Origin of the sequence: Mesorhizobium sp. (assembly GCF_017306585.1) — a bacterium.
Classification (GTDB): Bacteria; Pseudomonadota; Alphaproteobacteria; order Rhizobiales; family Rhizobiaceae; genus Mesorhizobium.
This window is the reverse complement of sequence record NZ_JAFKIC010000130.1, coordinates 35,302-50,487: the sequence shown is the minus strand read 5'-3', so window position 1 is coordinate 50,487 and position 15,186 is coordinate 35,302. Positions and strand designations below refer to the sequence as shown.

The window sequence follows — 15,186 nt, the reverse complement described above, 5'->3', positions numbered from 1 at the left end:
TCGGCCGTGCGGGCGATGTTGAGCGTGATCGTGACCTCGACTTCCGGATGCAGCGCGATCGCGACATTGGTGAGGCCAATGGTCTTGATCGGCTGGTTGAGCTGGATCTGGTTGCGGTTGACCGTGAAACCTTCCGCCGTCAGCAGGTCGGCGATGTCGCGGGTCGAAACCGAACCGTAGAGCTGACCGGTCTCGCCGGCCGAACGCACGGCGATGAAGCTCTTGCCGTCGAGCTTCTCGGCGACCTGGGCCGCTTCCGACTTGCGCTCGAGGTTGCGGGCTTCGAGCTGGGCGCGCTGGCCTTCGAACTTCTTCTTGTTGGCTTCGTTGGCGCGCAGCGCCTTGCCCTGCGGCAACAGGAAATTGCGGGCAAAGCCGTCCTTGACCTTGACGGTGTCGCCCATCTGGCCGAGGCGGGAAACGCGTTCGAGAAGAATGACTTCCATGGTTTTGTTCCTTTTGGTTGGGCGTCTATCCATTAAGGCAGGCGCCGAATTCTCTGGAACAGGTCAGGAAGCAAAAGGGGCGTTACCGCCGGTGTCGCTGTCCTGCCTGTCGCGGCAGTTAGAGGTTTTGACCTCAACTCGGGATTTGATGCTTGAACCGGTCATGCCCGTCATGGCCGGTGAAATGAACGGGCGGCGAACCGCCCGTTCGAGAGAATTAGCGGACCACGTAGGGCAGCAGGCCGAGGAAGCGGGCGCGCTTGATCGCCTTGGCGAGCTCACGCTGCTTCTTCTGGCTGACGGCGGTGATGCGCGACGGCACGATCTTGCCGCGCTCGGAAATGTAGCGCTGCAGCAGACGCACGTCCTTGTAGTCGATCTTGGGCGCGTTGGCGCCGGAGAACGGGCAGGTCTTGCGGCGGCGGTGGAACGGGCGCCGGGTCGGGATCTGGTTGATGTCGACCATTATTCTGCACCCCCTTCAAAGCCTTCGCGCGGACGGCGCGGACCACGGTCGCCGCCTTCGCGGTCACCGAACGAACGCGGGCCACGATCGCCGCGGTCGCCGAAGCTGCGCGCCGGGCGGTCGCCACGGTCACGGTCGCCGAAGCCGCCACGCTCGGAGCGCTCTTCGCGCTTCTGCATCATGGCCGACGGGCCTTCCTCATGCGCTTCGACCTTGATGGTCAGGAAACGCAGCACGTCCTCGGACAGACCCATCTGGCGCTCCATTTCGTTGAGAGCGGCCGGCGGGCAGGTGAGGTCCATCAGCGTGTAGTATGCCTTCCGGTTTTTGTTGACCCGGTAGGTGAGGGACTTCAGTCCCCAGTTCTCGACCCGGCCGACGGAGCCGCCATTCGCCGCGATGACACCCTTGTACTGTTCGACAAGTGCATCGACCTGCTGCTGCGAGAGGTCCTGCCGGGCAAGGAACACATGTTCGTAAAGAGCCATTATGTCTTATGCCTTTCTTCGTTTCTCTCCCGGTTCCCGGCGGCAAAAGCCTCTGCAACTTCTCTGATCCGCTGAACCTTCGAAAAGGGAGCGGAGAAGAAAGGAGCATGACGAGACGGTCGAGAGCGGAGACACGGGAGGCGGAAGCGCTTCTGGCTTCACACGAAGGTCTTCTATAAACCTCCGGCCCTCCGTTCAGCCCCCAGCTGGGACCGGCAGATTGGGCGCGTCTATACAGCAATCCGGCGATAAGGCAAGGGCAAGCGACGTGCCCAATGACGCAGGATGCCGAAAATCAGGCGCGGGCGTCGGCAAGACGGGCGAATTTCCGGCAACCAGCCCTTAACCACAATGTCAGGTTGTGCAGGGTTGCGAGCCGCCGTCAACCGTCGATTCATCATGGAAGGCGCAAAAGCCCGGATAAGTCGCGCATGACAGGCGGCAAGCATTTCCGGGGGTAAGGATGCTTCTCAAGAAATTCTGGCGCTCCAGGAGCGGCAATTTTGCATTGTTGCTCGGCCTCGGTCTGCCGGCCATCCTGTCGGCCGTGGCCTTCGCGGTCGACGTCTCGACCATCATGCGGGCCAAGAGCAACCTGCAGAATGCGCTCGACGCGGCAAATCTCGCCTCCTCGCATCTGGGTGACCTGGATATTACCCGCACGGATGCGTTCGATCGCTATTTCCAGGCCAACATCGCCGGACATGGCGAGCTCGCCAACGCGCAGGCGACGCTGACCGTCGACAAGGGCGTCAACTTCATCAAGACCAAGGCGGTCGCGTCGGCCGACGTCAATCTGAACTTCGCCTTCCTGTTCGGCCAGAGCAAGCACATCGTGGTCGATGCCTCGGCGGTCGAATCGAACAATCAGCTCGAAGTCGTGCTGGTGCTGGACAACACCGGCTCGATGGCCGGCGCCCGCATGACCGCCTTGAGAGCGGCGACGAAGTCATTGCTGGATACGCTCGAGGCAACGAAGTCGCCGACGCGCCAGGTTCGCGCCTCGCTGGTTCCGTTCGTCACGGCCGTCAATGTCAACGGTGACGGATTCGATCCGGCATGGATCGACATGGACGGCAAGTCTTCCACCAACGGCATCAATTTCCCGCTCATCGACGGCAAGCGTCCGAACCACATGGCGCTGTTCAGACAACTCGGCCTGAAGGGCGGCTGGAACAATACCGGGTGGAAGGGCTGTGTCGAAGCGAGGCCCGGCACCTACAACATCTCCGACGCGCCGCCCGATCCGTCGAAGCCCGACACCTTGTTCGTGCCGTATTTCGCTCCGGACGATCCCGCGCCGGCGACCAAGCCGTCGGGGTCCTATGGAAACTCCGCCACGGGCTACAACAATTCCTATCTCGACGACACGATAGACAAGAACAAGCTCAAGCAGGCCGGCGTCAATGTGCTGGGTATTGACCTCAGCGGCCTGCTCGGGGGTGTGGTGGACGCGCTGCTGGGAGCCGATCTGGAAACGGTGGCCAAATATGTGGCCTCGACGAACCAGATTGTCACCGAGACCGGCAGCGCCATCACCGTGGGTCCCAACCGGTCCTGTCCGACCCCGGTTGTTCCCCTGACCGACGATTTCGACAAACTGCGCAAGGCCGCCAGCCAGATGACGGAATGGAACGGCTCGGGCACCAACGTGTCGGAGGGCTTGTCCTGGGGTATGCGGGTGCTTTCGCCCGGCGAGCCCTATACCGGCGGCGCGCCGTTCAGGACGGCAGGCGTCAGCAAGATCGTCATGCTGCTGACCGACGGCGAGAACGTTGTCTATGGCGCCAGCAATCAGCCGACCAAGTCCGACTATACATCCTATGGATACCTGGCGGGTGGTCGTTTCGGGTCGGACAACCAGACGACGGCGGCTCGCAATGTCGACGGCTGGACCAAGAGCGTCTGCACGCAGCTGAAGAACCAGGGTGTGCAAATCTACACGATGGTGCTGCAATCCGATACGGCGGCCAACCGGGCGCTTTACAGCGCCTGCGCTTCCGATCCGAGCGGCTATTATGCCGTCAACGATCCGGCCAAACTGCCGAACGTGTTCCAGCAGATTGCCAACAAGTTCTCGCAGCTGCAGTTGACCAATTGAGCGACAAGCCCTTGCCAAAGGGCGGTATCGCGAGGGCCTTCTGGGGCCTTCAACTCGTATGGGCGACGATCTTGTCGACCGTTTCGGGGAAGAAGTCGGGCGCCGCATCGCGCTTGCCGAACATCATGTCGTACTGGATCAGCCGGAAATCGCTGATTGCCGGGTCGATGTCCTTCTGGCGCGACCAGTCGAGCGTGGCTTGGCCGGCGGGGGTCAGCAGCATGTTGCGGTCCACGACCCGGTAGCGCTCCCGCATCTCGCCCAGGAAGCCCGTGTAATAGGGGTGGGTGATGCCGGCGGCGGTGAGGATGTGATAGGGCAGGAACGCGGGGCTGACCGTGCCCAGGCCCTCGACCGGCCCGGAACGGTTCGACCATATGACCAGCGGCGTCTCGTGATGTTCGAGCGCTGCCTCCGGCGTCGGTTCCTTGCGTGGTGCGACGTTGTCCTTCAGGAAACCGGTCTCGACATAGACCGGTCCGAGCGGCGGCAGATGGTCGCCGAAGAAGGCGACAATCGTCGGCCGCTCGCGCTTCTTCGCCCACTCGATCAGCCGTTGCAGGCCACGGTCCGCATCAGCTGAACCCTCTGCGTAGGAGAGCAGCGAGGCCCGCGCCCACTGGCTGATCGGCGCATCCACGGAGTGCGTTGGATTCTCATAGCGGTTCGGCTCGTAGGGGCCGTGATTCTGCAGGCTGACGGCGAAGAAGAACACAGGATCGTCGCTGGCGTCGGCTTCGCGGATGATCTCGTCGGTCATCGACGCGTCCGATGCCAGCGGTCCGCGCTTTTCCATCGGCGGCAGGGTCTCTTCCGATTTGAAATCGTTGAAACCGAAATCGGCGTAAACCGCGCCGCGATTCCAGAACCAGTTGGTGCCCGGATGGATGGCGCGCGCCCGGTAGCCTTCGCTCTTCAGGAAGGTTGCCATCGAAGGCGTCGGCGTGCGCACATATTGCTGGTAGGGGATGCTGCCGGCGGGCAGGAACGCGTTCGAGAAGCCGGTCAGCGCCTCGAATTCAATGTTGGCTGTCATGCCGCCGAATTCGGGCGAGAACATCGAGCCCGAACGCAGAGCCCGCACGGTTGGAATGGGGTCCGGCGTGATGGCTACGCCCGGCAGCTTGGCCGGATCCCAGAAGGATTCGCTCATGACGACGATGATGTCGGGCTTTTCATCAGGCACCGAAGCGGTCGTCTGCGGCCGCTCGATGGCGGCGATCGTCTTTTCCGAATAGCCGGGCGGCGCCGTGACATGCGCCATCGGCACGTTGAGCGCGAAGGCGAGCGCGAACCCGTTGGAGGCGTAGTTTTCCTTCTGATCCCACATCATCGGGATGATCTGCAGCCGGTCCCGGGTCCACGAAAAGGTGGCGTAGTCCATGATCGAGACGAAGAAGGCCAGCAGCGGCACTGCCAGCGCCAGTCGGGCAAGGCGCCCCTTGTGGCTCAGCGCCGGAACCTTGCGGCGCCACAGCCGCCATCCATAGACAAGCAGCGACAGGCCGGCGACGATGCCGGCCACCATTGCCAGTGCCGTCATCGGCCGGTCGCGCACCAGAAGCGGCAGCAGGGCGAAAATCTGGCGGGCATAGAGAAAGTCGGTCGGATAGAGAGGATCGCCGAGATAATGCGATTTCTGGTGTCCGACAAAGGCAAGGCTAAGGGTCAACGGCGCGACGATCATGAGGCTCTGATGGCTGCGCCCGAGAATGGCGTCGAGGCCGATCAGTATCAGCGCGAACACGATGATCGTGGTCCAGCCGGGCTTGAGCGGCTGCAGGAAGAACGAGGCGGTGCCGGCGACATCGCCGCGCACGATCAGTTCGATCGCGAACACCAGGACAGCCGAGATCGCCAGGCTTATCAGCCCATAGCGCAGGACCGGCCATCTGCGACCCGGCAGGTAGCCGGTGGACGGATCGTCCTCCAGGAACTGCGGGACGGCATCGCCGGCGCGTTTCGAACTCTTGGCCACCTTAACTTCCCCACCCAGTGACAGCCGCGTCACTCGATTGTCATCAAACTGTCATGCAAAGTTAGCGCCTGTAGCGGAAATAAGAAGAGCCAGCAAACGATTCGTGAGCGGCTTTCATCAGGATTGATCGTCAAAAAGCTCTTTGGGAACAGAGACTCCGCACAGGGTTCTGATCTGTCGACGGCGGAAGCCGGGCTTGACTTGCCGGCCTGCCTTGCGCCACAGGCAGGAAAATTCGTGTTATCAGGCAAGCAGAACCAGTCTGGAGAGCCCCGCATGGCCGTCGCATTCACCTTTCCGGGACAAGGCAGTCAGGCCGTCGGCATGGGCAAGGATCTCGCCGACAATTTCCCCGAGGCCCGCCAAATCTTCCAGGAAGTCGATGACGCACTCGGCGAAAACCTTTCGAAGCTGATCTGGGAAGGTCCCGAAGAGACCTTGACCCTGACCGCCAATGCGCAGCCGGCGCTGATGGCGGTATCGCTGGCGGCGGTCAAGGCGCTGGAATCGCGTGGTCTTTCGCTGAAGGGCAAGGTTGCCTACGTCGCCGGCCATTCGCTTGGCGAATATTCGGCGCTCGCAGCCGCGGGCTTTGTTTCCGTTGCCGATGCCGCGCGGCTGCTGCGCATCCGCGGCAACGCCATGCAGGCGGCCGTGCCGGCCGGCGAGGGCGCGATGGCGGCGATCATCGGCCTGGAACAGGGCGATGTCGAAGCCGCCTGCACTGAGGCCGCCACGGCCGGCGTTTGCCAGATCGCCAACGACAATGGCGGCGGCCAGCTGGTCATATCGGGCGCGAAGGCAGCGGTCGAACTGGCGGCCAAGCTGTGCACCGAAAAGGGCGCCAAGCGGGCGCTGATGCTGCAGGTTTCGGCGCCCTTCCATTCGGCGCTGATGGCGCCGGCCGCCGGCGTCATGCGCGACGCGCTCGCTGGCGTGGCCAGGAACGCGCCGGTCGTTCCCGTCATCTCCAACGTGTCGGTGACGCCGTCGAGCGATCCCGACGAAATCACACGCCGTCTGGTCGAGCAGGTGACCGGCCGCGTGCGCTGGCGCGAGACCGTCGAGTGGTTCGGGGCGAACGGCGTCACTACGCTCTACGAGATCGGCGCCGGCAAGGTGCTTTCCGGACTGGCGCGACGCATCAACCGCGATATCGCGACCGCGTCGGTCGGCTCGGCGGCAGATGTCGAGGCGGCATTGTCGGCACTTGGTTGAACGGATGCCGTTCGACCGCACCTGTACAGCGGATATTCTCTTCTCAATCAGGAGATCAAGATGTTTGAACTGACTGGCCGCAAGGCGCTCGTTACCGGTGCATCGGGAGGCATCGGCGAGGCGATTGCTCGGGTTTTGCACGCACAGGGCGCGATCGTCGGGCTGCACGGCACGCGCGTCGAGAAACTGGAGGCGCTGGCCACGGAGCTTGGCGACCGGGTCAAGCTCTTCCCCGCCAATCTGTCGGATCGCGACGAGGTCAAGGCGCTTGGCCAGAAGGCCGAGGTCGATCTCGAGGGCGTCGACATCCTGGTCAACAATGCGGGCATCACCAAGGATGGATTGTTCGTACGCATGTCGGATGCCGACTGGGACAGCGTGCTCGAGGTCAATTTGACCGCCGTGTTCCGGCTGACCCGGGAACTTACGCATCCCATGATGCGCCGCCGTCATGGCCGCATCATCAACATCACCTCGGTTGTCGGCGTCACCGGCAATCCCGGTCAGACCAACTACTGCGCCTCCAAGGCCGGCATGATCGGCTTCTCCAAATCGCTGGCGCAAGAGATCGCCACGCGCAACATCACCGTCAACTGCGTCGCTCCGGGCTTCATCGAATCGGCCATGACCGACAAGCTCAACGACAAGCAGAAGGAGGCGATCATGGCGGCGATCCCGACCAGGCGCATGGGCACCAGCGCCGAAGTCGCGTCCGCGGTTGCTTATCTGGCTTCGAACGAGGCCGGCTACGTCACCGGACAGACCATTCACGTCAATGGCGGCATGGCAATGATCTGAGCACCGCCGGCGGCGGCAGCGCCTCCGGCTTGTGAAAAGAGACCATTTCGGCTTGGACGCCCATGATTTTTCGTGTAATGCGGCCCGCAACCCGGCGGTTCGGGCAAAAACCGGTCTGTCGCCGTTGCGTTTCCGGCAAGACCATCTTTCAGCTTGATTAGCGGCATTCCGCCCGCTAACGAAGACAGACAAACACAAGACGAGGATGCCCCAAATGAGTGACACCGCAGAGCGCGTCAAGAAGATCGTCATCGAGCACCTTGGCGTCGATGCCGACAAAGTGACGGAGCAGGCGAGCTTCATCGATGATCTGGGCGCAGACAGCCTCGACACGGTTGAACTTGTCATGGCCTTCGAAGAAGAATTCGGCGTCGAGATTCCCGATGACGCGGCCGAGACCATCCTGACGGTCGGCGACGCCGTGAAGTACATCGACAAGGCTTCGGCCTGACGCATTCCGCAGTCATCACTGGGGAGGACCTGCGATGAGGCGTGTCGTCGTCACGGGCCTTGGCCTGGTTTCGCCGTTCGGTATGGGCTTCGAGCATGGCTGGAAGGAACTGCTGACCGGCCGCAGCGCCGCCAAGCGCGTCACCGAGTTCGAGGTGGACGATCTTGCCTGCAAGATCGCCCACGTCATCCCGCGCGGTGACGGCTCCCACGGCACGCTCAATCCGGAAGCCATTCTTGAGCCGAAGGAACTTCGCAAGATCGGCGACTTCATCCTGTATGGGATCGCGGCCGCCGATGAAGCCCTGAAGGATTCCGGCTGGCAGCCTTCGACCGAAGACGAGCGTTGTGCGACCGGCGTGATGATCGGCTCCGGCATCGGCGGCCTCGAGGGCATCGCCGAGAACGCGATCATCCTCAAGGAACGCGGGCCGCGCCGCATCAGCCCGTTCTTCATTCCCGGAAACATCATCAATCTGGTATCGGGCCAGGTTTCGATCCGGCACGGGCTCAAGGGCCCGAACCACGCCGTCGTCACCGCCTGCTCGACCGGTGCGCACGCCATTGGCGACGCCGCCCGGCTGATCATTTTCGGCGATGCCGATGTCATGCTGGCCGGTGGTGCTGAATCGCCGGTGACGCGGCTTTCGCTGGCCGGCTTCGCGGCCTGCCGGGCGCTTTCCACCGAGCGCAACGATACCCCGCAGACGGCATCCCGCCCCTATGACCGCGACCGCGATGGTTTCGTCATGGGTGAGGGCGCCGGTGTCGTCGTGCTGGAGGAACTCGAGCACGCCAAGGCGCGCGGTGCCAAGATCTACGCCGAAGTTACCGGCTATGGCCTCACGGGCGATGCCTACCACATCACTGCTCCCGCCGAGGACGGTGATGGCGCGTTCCGCTGCATGACGGCCGCGTTGAACCGGGCCAAGCTTACGCCCGCCGACCTCGATTACATCAACGCGCATGGCACCTCGACCATGGCCGACACGATCGAACTCGGCGCTGTCGAGCGGCTTGTCGGCAATGCCGCGTCCAAGATATCGATGTCCTCGACCAAGTCGTCGATCGGCCATCTCCTGGGTGCTGCGGGCGCCGCCGAAGCGATCTTCTCGATCCTTGCCATCAGGGACAATATCGCGCCGGCGACCATCAATCTCGACAACCCGGAGCGCGAAACCGCGATCGACCTGGTGCCGAATAAGCCGCGTTCCCGCCAGATCGACGTGGCGCTGTCCAATTCCTTTGGCTTCGGCGGCACCAACGCTTCGCTCGTGTTCCAACGTTACAACGGCTGAAGGTCCGGCCGCCGGGGCGATGCTACGGCGTGCCGTCAATTTTGCCATATTCGCCCCTACTCTGCCGCAGGGGATTCGTTGGGCGACAAAACGGTAGGGCGAAATGAACACAAATCCGTCGGGCAACGGAGGAATCGGACAGCGTCCGGCCAGCAACGGTCCGATCGTGCCGAAGACAGCCAGCGAGGCCTTGCGGCCCGAAGCTGGGACACCGCCGCCGAAGCGCTCGCGCGCCTCGCGCAGCCAGGTCGTCGTCTTCATGAACTTCGTCATCTCCTCGGTGATGCTGATGGTTCTGGCGGCGGGCATCGCGCTCTATTTCGGCAAACAGGAATTCATCGAACCCGGTCCCTCGGCCAATGGCGACACCTTCCTGGTCAAGCCGAACACCGGCGTCCAGGATATCGCCGACCAGTTGGAGCGCCGCGGACTGATCAGCGACGCCCGGGTGTTTCGCCTTGGCGTGCGTGCCTTCGGCAATGATTCCGCGCTCAAGGCCGGCGAATACGAGATCAAGCCGCGGGCATCCATGCGTGACATCATGGAGCTTCTGAAGAGCGGCAAGTCGGTGATGTATTCGCTGACCATTCCGGAGGGGCTGACCGTCGATCAGGCCCTGCAGCGCATCGCCGACGAAACCGCGTTGAGCGGTGACATGCCCAAGAGCACGCCTCCCGAGGGCAGCCTCGCCACCGACACGCTGCGCTTCACGCGCGGCGCGACACGCCAACAGATGATCGACAAGCTGCTGGCCGACCAGAAGAAGCTGGTCGATGAGGTCTGGCAGCGGCGTGCGCCGGATCTGCCGCTCGCCAATGTCGATGACTTCGTCACCCTGGCTTCGATCGTCGAGAAGGAAACCGGCAGGGGTGACGAGCGTTCGCGCGTCGCCGCCGTGTTCCTGAACCGGCTGGCCAAGGGCATGCGGCTGCAATCCGATCCGACCATCATCTACGGTCTGTTCGGCGGTAAGGGCAAGCCCGCCGACCGGCCGATCTACCAGTCGGACATCCAGAAGCAGACGCCCTACAACACCTATGTGATCAACGGCCTGCCGCCCACGCCGATCGCCAATCCGGGCCGCGCCGCGCTTGAAGCCGTGGCCAATCCGTCGAAGACCGACGATCTCTATTTCGTCGCGGATGGAACTGGCGGTCACGTCTTTGCCGCGACATTGGACGAGCACAACGAGAACGTCGCGCGCTATCGTGCCCTGCAGAAGAAGCAGGCCGATGATGCCGCCAAAGCCGCTGCCGCGGCTGGTGCGAACAGCAATGCCGACAAGCCTGCGGCCGACAAACCCGCCGACGGCAGTGACGCCACCGGAGGCGACAGTGGCGATGCCGGCGGCGATGCTCAGTAAGAAAAAGGCGTTGCGCGGAAAGCGATAGCCTGACATTTGAAGGAACGCCGCGCGCCGGATTTCGACGCGGCGTGGTTGTTTCAAGCAGCACCGGCCCTGTCCGCAAACGGGTGACGGGGTGACGCGCCAGGGATATGCAGGCGACATGAATTTGCAGAGCATGACCGGATTTGCACGCGCCGCCGCCGAGCATGACGGTACGTCGATTGCCTGGGAGGTCAAGTCCGTCAACGGCAAGAGCGTCGAGGTTCGGCTGCGGCTGCCGCAAGGTTTCGAGCGGCTGGAGCCGGCGATCAGGCAGACCCTGCAGAAGCGCTTCGCGCGCGGCAATTTCCAGGCGACGCTGACCATTGGCCGCGCCGCCGGCGCGCAGGCGCAACCTGTGGTCAACGAGACCTTCCTGAAGGACCTTGCCGGCCTGGCCAAGCGGTTGCAGGAACAGTTCGGTGTTGCCCCCGCGACCGCCGACGGATTGTTGTCGCTGCGTGGCGTGCTCGATGTTCCCGACACCGTCGAAACCGACGAGGCGCGCGCCGCTCTCGATGTCGCGATCATGGCCGCCCTCGACATTGCGTTGCAGGGGTTGGAGCAGGCGCGGCAGGCCGAGGGGGCAGCCCTGGCCGCGCTGTTGGCGGGGCATATCGACACGATCGAGGCGCTCACGCTGCGGGCCGAGGCGGATCCATCACGAGAGACGGCGGCGATCCGGGAGCGCATCGCCGAGCAGGTCAGGCTGCTGATGGACGCGTCCGCAAATCTGGATGCGGGCCGGCTGCACATGGAAGCGGCGTTCCTGGCCACCAAGGCCGACATCCGCGAAGAGATCGACCGGCTGAAAACGCATGTCGCGTCTGGCCGTGCTTTGCTGGAGGGGGGCGGCGCCGTGGGCCGCAAGCTCGATTTTCTGGCACAGGAATTTAACCGCGAATCGAATACGCTGTGCTCGAAGTCGAACGCTGCGGCCGTTACCGCGATCGGCCTGGAACTGAAGGCCGTGGTCGACCAGTTTCGTGAACAGGTCCAGAATCTGGAGTAGCCTATGGTCGCCAAGGAACCGATGGTTCCCAGGGATTTGGGGTCCCGCATCCGCCGCCGGGGGCTGATGCTCGTCCTGTCGTCGCCTTCCGGCGCCGGCAAGTCGACGATCGCGCGCAACCTTCTGGAAAGCGATTCCAGCCTCGAACTGTCGGTCTCGGTCACCACCAGGCCGCGCCGCGGCTCCGAGATCGAGGGTGTCCACTACCACTTCCGCACGATGCGCGAATTCGAACGGTTGCGCGATTCCGACGCTTTGCTCGAATGGGCTGAAGTGCACGGCAATTGCTACGCGACACCGCGTGAACCCGCCGAACTGGCTTTGGCGCAAGGGCGCGACATGCTGTTCGACATCGACTGGCAAGGCGCCCAGCAGCTCAAGGAAAAGATGCGCGCCGACATCGTCTCGATTTTCATCCTGCCGCCGTCGATGAAGGAATTGAAGGCGCGCCTGAAGCGTCGCGCTGAAGACCAGGAAGCAGTGATCGAGACGCGGCTCAAGAACGCGCGCAACGAGATCGAGCACTGGAAGGAATATGATTTCGTCATCGTCAATGACGATCTCGATCGTGCCTTCGCCGAGGTGCGCGGCATTGTTATCGCCGAAAGGTTGCGGCGGGATCGCCGGCCGGGCTTGTTCGATTTCGTCTCGGGACTGCTCGACGAGAAGACGGTGTGACTCTTCTTCCTTCTCCCCGTAAACGGGGCGAAGAGAGCTACACCGCGTTCGTCAACCTTACGAATTCCTCGACGTTGAGCGTTTCGGCGCGCCGTGTGGGATCGATGCCGGCGCGCTCGAGCAGGGCTTTACCGCCCAGGCTTTTCACGCTTTGCCGCAGCATCTTGCGCCGTTGGCCGAAGGCGGCTTCGGTGACGCGGCCGAGTTTCCTGACATCGGCGGGCAGGGGCATGGCGCGCGGTTCCAGATGCACCACCGAAGAAGTTACCTTTGGCGGCGGCGTGAAAGCCTGTGGCGGCACATCGAAGGCGATCCTGGCCTGCGTGCGCCAGCCGGCCAGCACGCCGAGCCTGCCATAAGCATCGCTGCCGGGCGCCGCGACGATGCGCTGGGCCACCTCGCGCTGGAACATCAGCGTCATTGAGGCGTAGAAGGGCGGCCAGTCCGTGACCGTCAGCCAGCGCACCAGCAGTTCGGTTCCGATGTTGTAAGGCAGGTTGGCCACGATACGGACGAGACCATGATCCCCGGCGGCGGCGGCGATCGCCGCGAAATCGGTCTTCAGCGCATCGCCGGAGATCACCTCAAGCCGGTCCGGATAATGGGCGGAGACCTCGGCAAGGGCAGCAAGGCAGCGCTCATCGCGCTCGATGGCAACGACCCGGCGGGCGCCGTTGGAAAGCAGTGCCCTTGTCAGTCCGCCAGGGCCGGGGCCGACTTCGATCACCGTGGCGTTTGTCAGGTCGCCTGCGCTCCGGGCGATCTTGCCGGTCAGATTGAGGTCGAGCAGAAAATTCTGGCCGAGCGCCTTTTTTGCCTGCAGCCCATGGCGCTCGATGACGTCGCGCAGCGGCGGCAATCCGTCGAGGCTCATGCTGCGGCGGCCTTGGTGTCGGTGTCGGCGAGCTTTCTGGCAAGCTTCAACGCGGCGATCAGGCTGTCGGGTCGTGCCACGCCCTTGCCGGCTATGTCGAAGGCGGTGCCGTGGTCCGGCGAGGTGCGGATGAAGGGCAGGCCGAGCGTGACATTGACCGCCTCGTCGAAAGCCAGCGCCTTCGCGGGAATCAATGCCTGGTCGTGATACATGCACAGCGCTGCGTCGTAGCCGGCGCGCGCCCTGGCATGGAACAGCGTATCGGCGGGCAGGGGGCCGGAAGCATTGATGCCTTCGGCGCGCAGGATGTCGATCGCCGGGCGCACGATCTTTTCGTCCTCCAGGCCCATGGAGCCACCTTCGCCGGCATGCGGATTGAGGCCGGCAATGGCAAGCCTGGGTTTGGCGATACCGAAGCGGCCGGCGAGGTCGGCCGCGGTTATGCGGGCGGTCGCCACGATCAGTTCCGTGGTCAGGACCTTCGGCACCTCGGCGAGCGCGATGTGGATTGTGACGGGAACCGTGCGCAGGCCAGGCCCAGCCAGCATCATGACAGGCATCGCGTCGATCCCGCTATGCCGGGCCGACAGGTGCGCCAGATATTCGGTATGGCCGGGAAAGCGGAAGCCGGCATCGTAGAGCGGCTTCTTGGCGATCGGGCAGGTCACCACGGCCGCGGCGTCGCCGGCTAGGCACGCGGCCACGGCGCGGTCGATGGCCTCGATCGTTCCGGCTGCATTGGCCGGATCCGGCCGGCCAGGTTTGTCGATGAAGCGGGCAGCGAGCGGAACGATCGGCAAGGCGTGGCCAAACACTGCCGCCGCTTGTGCCGGCGTCACTTCCTGGACAGGCAGCGAAACACCGAGATGGCGCGCGCGTAAAGCAATCTGCGCAGGGTCGGCAAGAAGATAAAAGGCAGGCACGGCGACCGCCGCCCGCGTCAGAAACGCCGCAATCGCGATTTCCGGCCCGATGCCGGACGGATCACCGACGCTCACCGCCAGTGCGGTCGTCACGCCGGGCACCTCAGCGCTTGACTATGCGGGCTTTTGCCTTCAGCTCATCGACATATTTCTTGCTGAGGTCTTCGGCGGCCTTGTCGTTGGAGCCTTCGCTCTGGAACACCATCTGGGCCGTCTTGTCGTCCGACACTTCGCGTGACGAGCAGATGCCGATGAATTCGATACCGCGTTCGGTCTCGCGCGTGACGGTGGCGCCGCCGACCTTGGTCGCCTTGATCTGCTCGGCCCAGTCCGGCGGCAGCTGCGGCGCCAGCACCCGGCCGAGATCCCGCACGGTGACGTCGATCAGGCCCTTGGCGAACTCGCGTGTCGTGTTGCAGCCGTTGAAACGGGCGCGCATGGCGTCGGCCTCGCGCTTGCGCTTGGCCAGCGTCGCGCTGCGTTCGGCGGCCGGCACGACGAAAATAACCTGCTGCAGCATGTATTCGGTGGCGCTTGGCTTGGCTCCGCCCTTGTCGAGCATGCGCCTGACGGCATCCTGCTCGGTCACGCTGCCGCCTTCGCCGGAGCGGTAGCGCGCGCTCAAGGCCTGGCTCCACGCCATCTGGGAGCGGATGAACTCCTTGAAATGATCCTTGCCGACGCCGGATTTTTCCATGACGCCGTCGAGCTGCGAGAGCTGCATCTTGTTGTTGGCGGCAAACCGCTGATAGGCGGCATCCACCTGTGCGTCGGTGATACGGATGCCGAGCCTTTTGACCTCGGCCATACGCAGCGTCTGGTCGATCATCTCCTGGGCGGCGTCGCCCTTCTTGCGCTGCAGTTTCAGGAAGGCCGCGCGATGGGCGATATCGCCTGACGTGATCGGTATGTCGTTGACGACGTACTTGATCTCGCTGGCGAAAGCCGGCGGCGTTATGACGGTCATCGACACCGATGTTGCCGCCACAAGCAGCGCAAACCCTGCTGAAAAGAGGTATTTCCTCATCATTGGCATCCCAATTCTATCCCGGCTCCGCCCAATTCCGTC

Annotated in this window: 15 protein-coding genes; 8 read left to right on the top strand and 7 right to left on the bottom strand. The window is 63.5% G+C overall.

Annotation, left to right across the window (positions count from 1 at the left end):
* The 3 genes from rplI to rpsF all read right to left on the bottom strand — a co-directional run.
* On the bottom strand, positions 1-446 hold a 446-nt coding region (rplI, locus tag J0I79_RS12635), incomplete at its 3' end, for a 50S ribosomal protein L9 (RefSeq protein ID WP_292858510.1).
* Positions 447-663: 217 nt separating this feature from the next.
* Positions 664-912, bottom strand: a complete 249-nt coding sequence (rpsR, locus tag J0I79_RS12630) for a 30S ribosomal protein S18 (RefSeq protein WP_006203718.1) — start codon at positions 910-912, stop codon at positions 664-666.
* A complete protein-coding gene (rpsF, locus tag J0I79_RS12625) occupies positions 912-1,400 on the bottom strand; it encodes a 30S ribosomal protein S6 (protein WP_027144123.1) in 489 nt (162 codons plus the stop codon). Before rpsF ends, rpsR begins: the two co-directional genes overlap by 1 nt.
* A gap of 463 nt (positions 1,401-1,863) precedes the next feature.
* Here rpsF and J0I79_RS12620 point away from each other — a divergent pair, with 463 nt between their 5' ends.
* Entirely contained in the window at positions 1,864-3,501 is a 1,638-nt protein-coding gene (locus tag J0I79_RS12620; protein WP_292858507.1) for a pilus assembly protein, read from the top strand.
* 49 nt (positions 3,502-3,550) lie between these two features.
* Here J0I79_RS12620 and J0I79_RS12615 read toward each other — a convergent pair whose 3' ends face one another.
* Positions 3,551-5,479: an LTA synthase family protein gene (locus J0I79_RS12615; protein ID WP_292858504.1), complete on the bottom strand. Its 1,929-nt coding sequence runs from the start codon at positions 5,477-5,479 to the stop codon at positions 3,551-3,553.
* 276 nt (positions 5,480-5,755) lie between these two features.
* Between J0I79_RS12615 and fabD the strand changes: the two genes are divergently transcribed.
* The 7 genes from fabD to gmk all read left to right on the top strand — a co-directional run bounded on the left by fabD (position 5,756) and on the right by gmk (position 12,320).
* A complete protein-coding gene (gene fabD / locus J0I79_RS12610) occupies positions 5,756-6,697 on the top strand; it encodes an ACP S-malonyltransferase (protein WP_292858501.1) in 942 nt (313 codons plus the stop codon).
* 60 nt (positions 6,698-6,757) lie between these two features.
* Positions 6,758-7,495 carry a 3-oxoacyl-[acyl-carrier-protein] reductase gene (gene fabG / locus J0I79_RS12605; RefSeq protein ID WP_292858498.1) on the top strand — a complete coding sequence of 246 codons (738 nt, stop codon included), beginning with the start codon at positions 6,758-6,760 and terminating at the stop codon, positions 7,493-7,495.
* Between the two features lie 214 nt (positions 7,496-7,709).
* Positions 7,710-7,946, top strand: coding sequence for an acyl carrier protein (locus tag J0I79_RS12600; RefSeq protein ID WP_006203723.1), 237 nt, complete (start codon positions 7,710-7,712; stop codon positions 7,944-7,946).
* 34 nt (positions 7,947-7,980) lie between these two features.
* Complete coding sequence (gene fabF / locus J0I79_RS12595; RefSeq protein WP_292858495.1) at positions 7,981-9,243, top strand: beta-ketoacyl-ACP synthase II; 1,263 nt, start codon at positions 7,981-7,983, stop codon at positions 9,241-9,243.
* A 103-nt stretch (positions 9,244-9,346) separates the two neighbouring features.
* The gene (gene mltG / locus J0I79_RS12590; RefSeq protein WP_292858493.1) at positions 9,347-10,606 is read left to right on the top strand and encodes an endolytic transglycosylase MltG; all 1,260 of its coding nucleotides are present in this window, start codon (positions 9,347-9,349) and stop codon (positions 10,604-10,606) included.
* Between the two features lie 145 nt (positions 10,607-10,751).
* Complete coding sequence (locus J0I79_RS12585) at positions 10,752-11,642, top strand: YicC/YloC family endoribonuclease (protein WP_292858491.1); 891 nt, start codon at positions 10,752-10,754, stop codon at positions 11,640-11,642.
* 21 nt (positions 11,643-11,663) lie between these two features.
* Positions 11,664-12,320 carry a guanylate kinase gene (gmk, locus tag J0I79_RS12580; protein WP_292858516.1) on the top strand — a complete coding sequence of 219 codons (657 nt, stop codon included), beginning with the start codon at positions 11,664-11,666 and terminating at the stop codon, positions 12,318-12,320.
* 37 nt (positions 12,321-12,357) lie between these two features.
* On the opposite strand, the gene rsmA is transcribed toward gmk, so the two are convergent.
* From rsmA to J0I79_RS12565, 3 genes are read right to left on the bottom strand one after another with little or no spacing between them, the layout of a single operon-like run.
* Positions 12,358-13,194, bottom strand: coding sequence for a 16S rRNA (adenine(1518)-N(6)/adenine(1519)-N(6))-dimethyltransferase RsmA (gene rsmA, locus J0I79_RS12575; protein ID WP_292858487.1), 837 nt, complete (start codon positions 13,192-13,194; stop codon positions 12,358-12,360).
* Complete coding sequence (pdxA, locus tag J0I79_RS12570) at positions 13,191-14,210, bottom strand: 4-hydroxythreonine-4-phosphate dehydrogenase PdxA (RefSeq protein WP_292858484.1); 1,020 nt, start codon at positions 14,208-14,210, stop codon at positions 13,191-13,193. The genes rsmA and pdxA overlap by 4 nt, the downstream gene beginning before the upstream one ends.
* 10 nt (positions 14,211-14,220) lie before the next feature.
* Positions 14,221-15,153 carry a peptidylprolyl isomerase gene (locus J0I79_RS12565; RefSeq protein WP_292858481.1) on the bottom strand — a complete coding sequence of 311 codons (933 nt, stop codon included), beginning with the start codon at positions 15,151-15,153 and terminating at the stop codon, positions 14,221-14,223.
* Positions 15,154-15,186 lie beyond the last annotated feature (33 nt).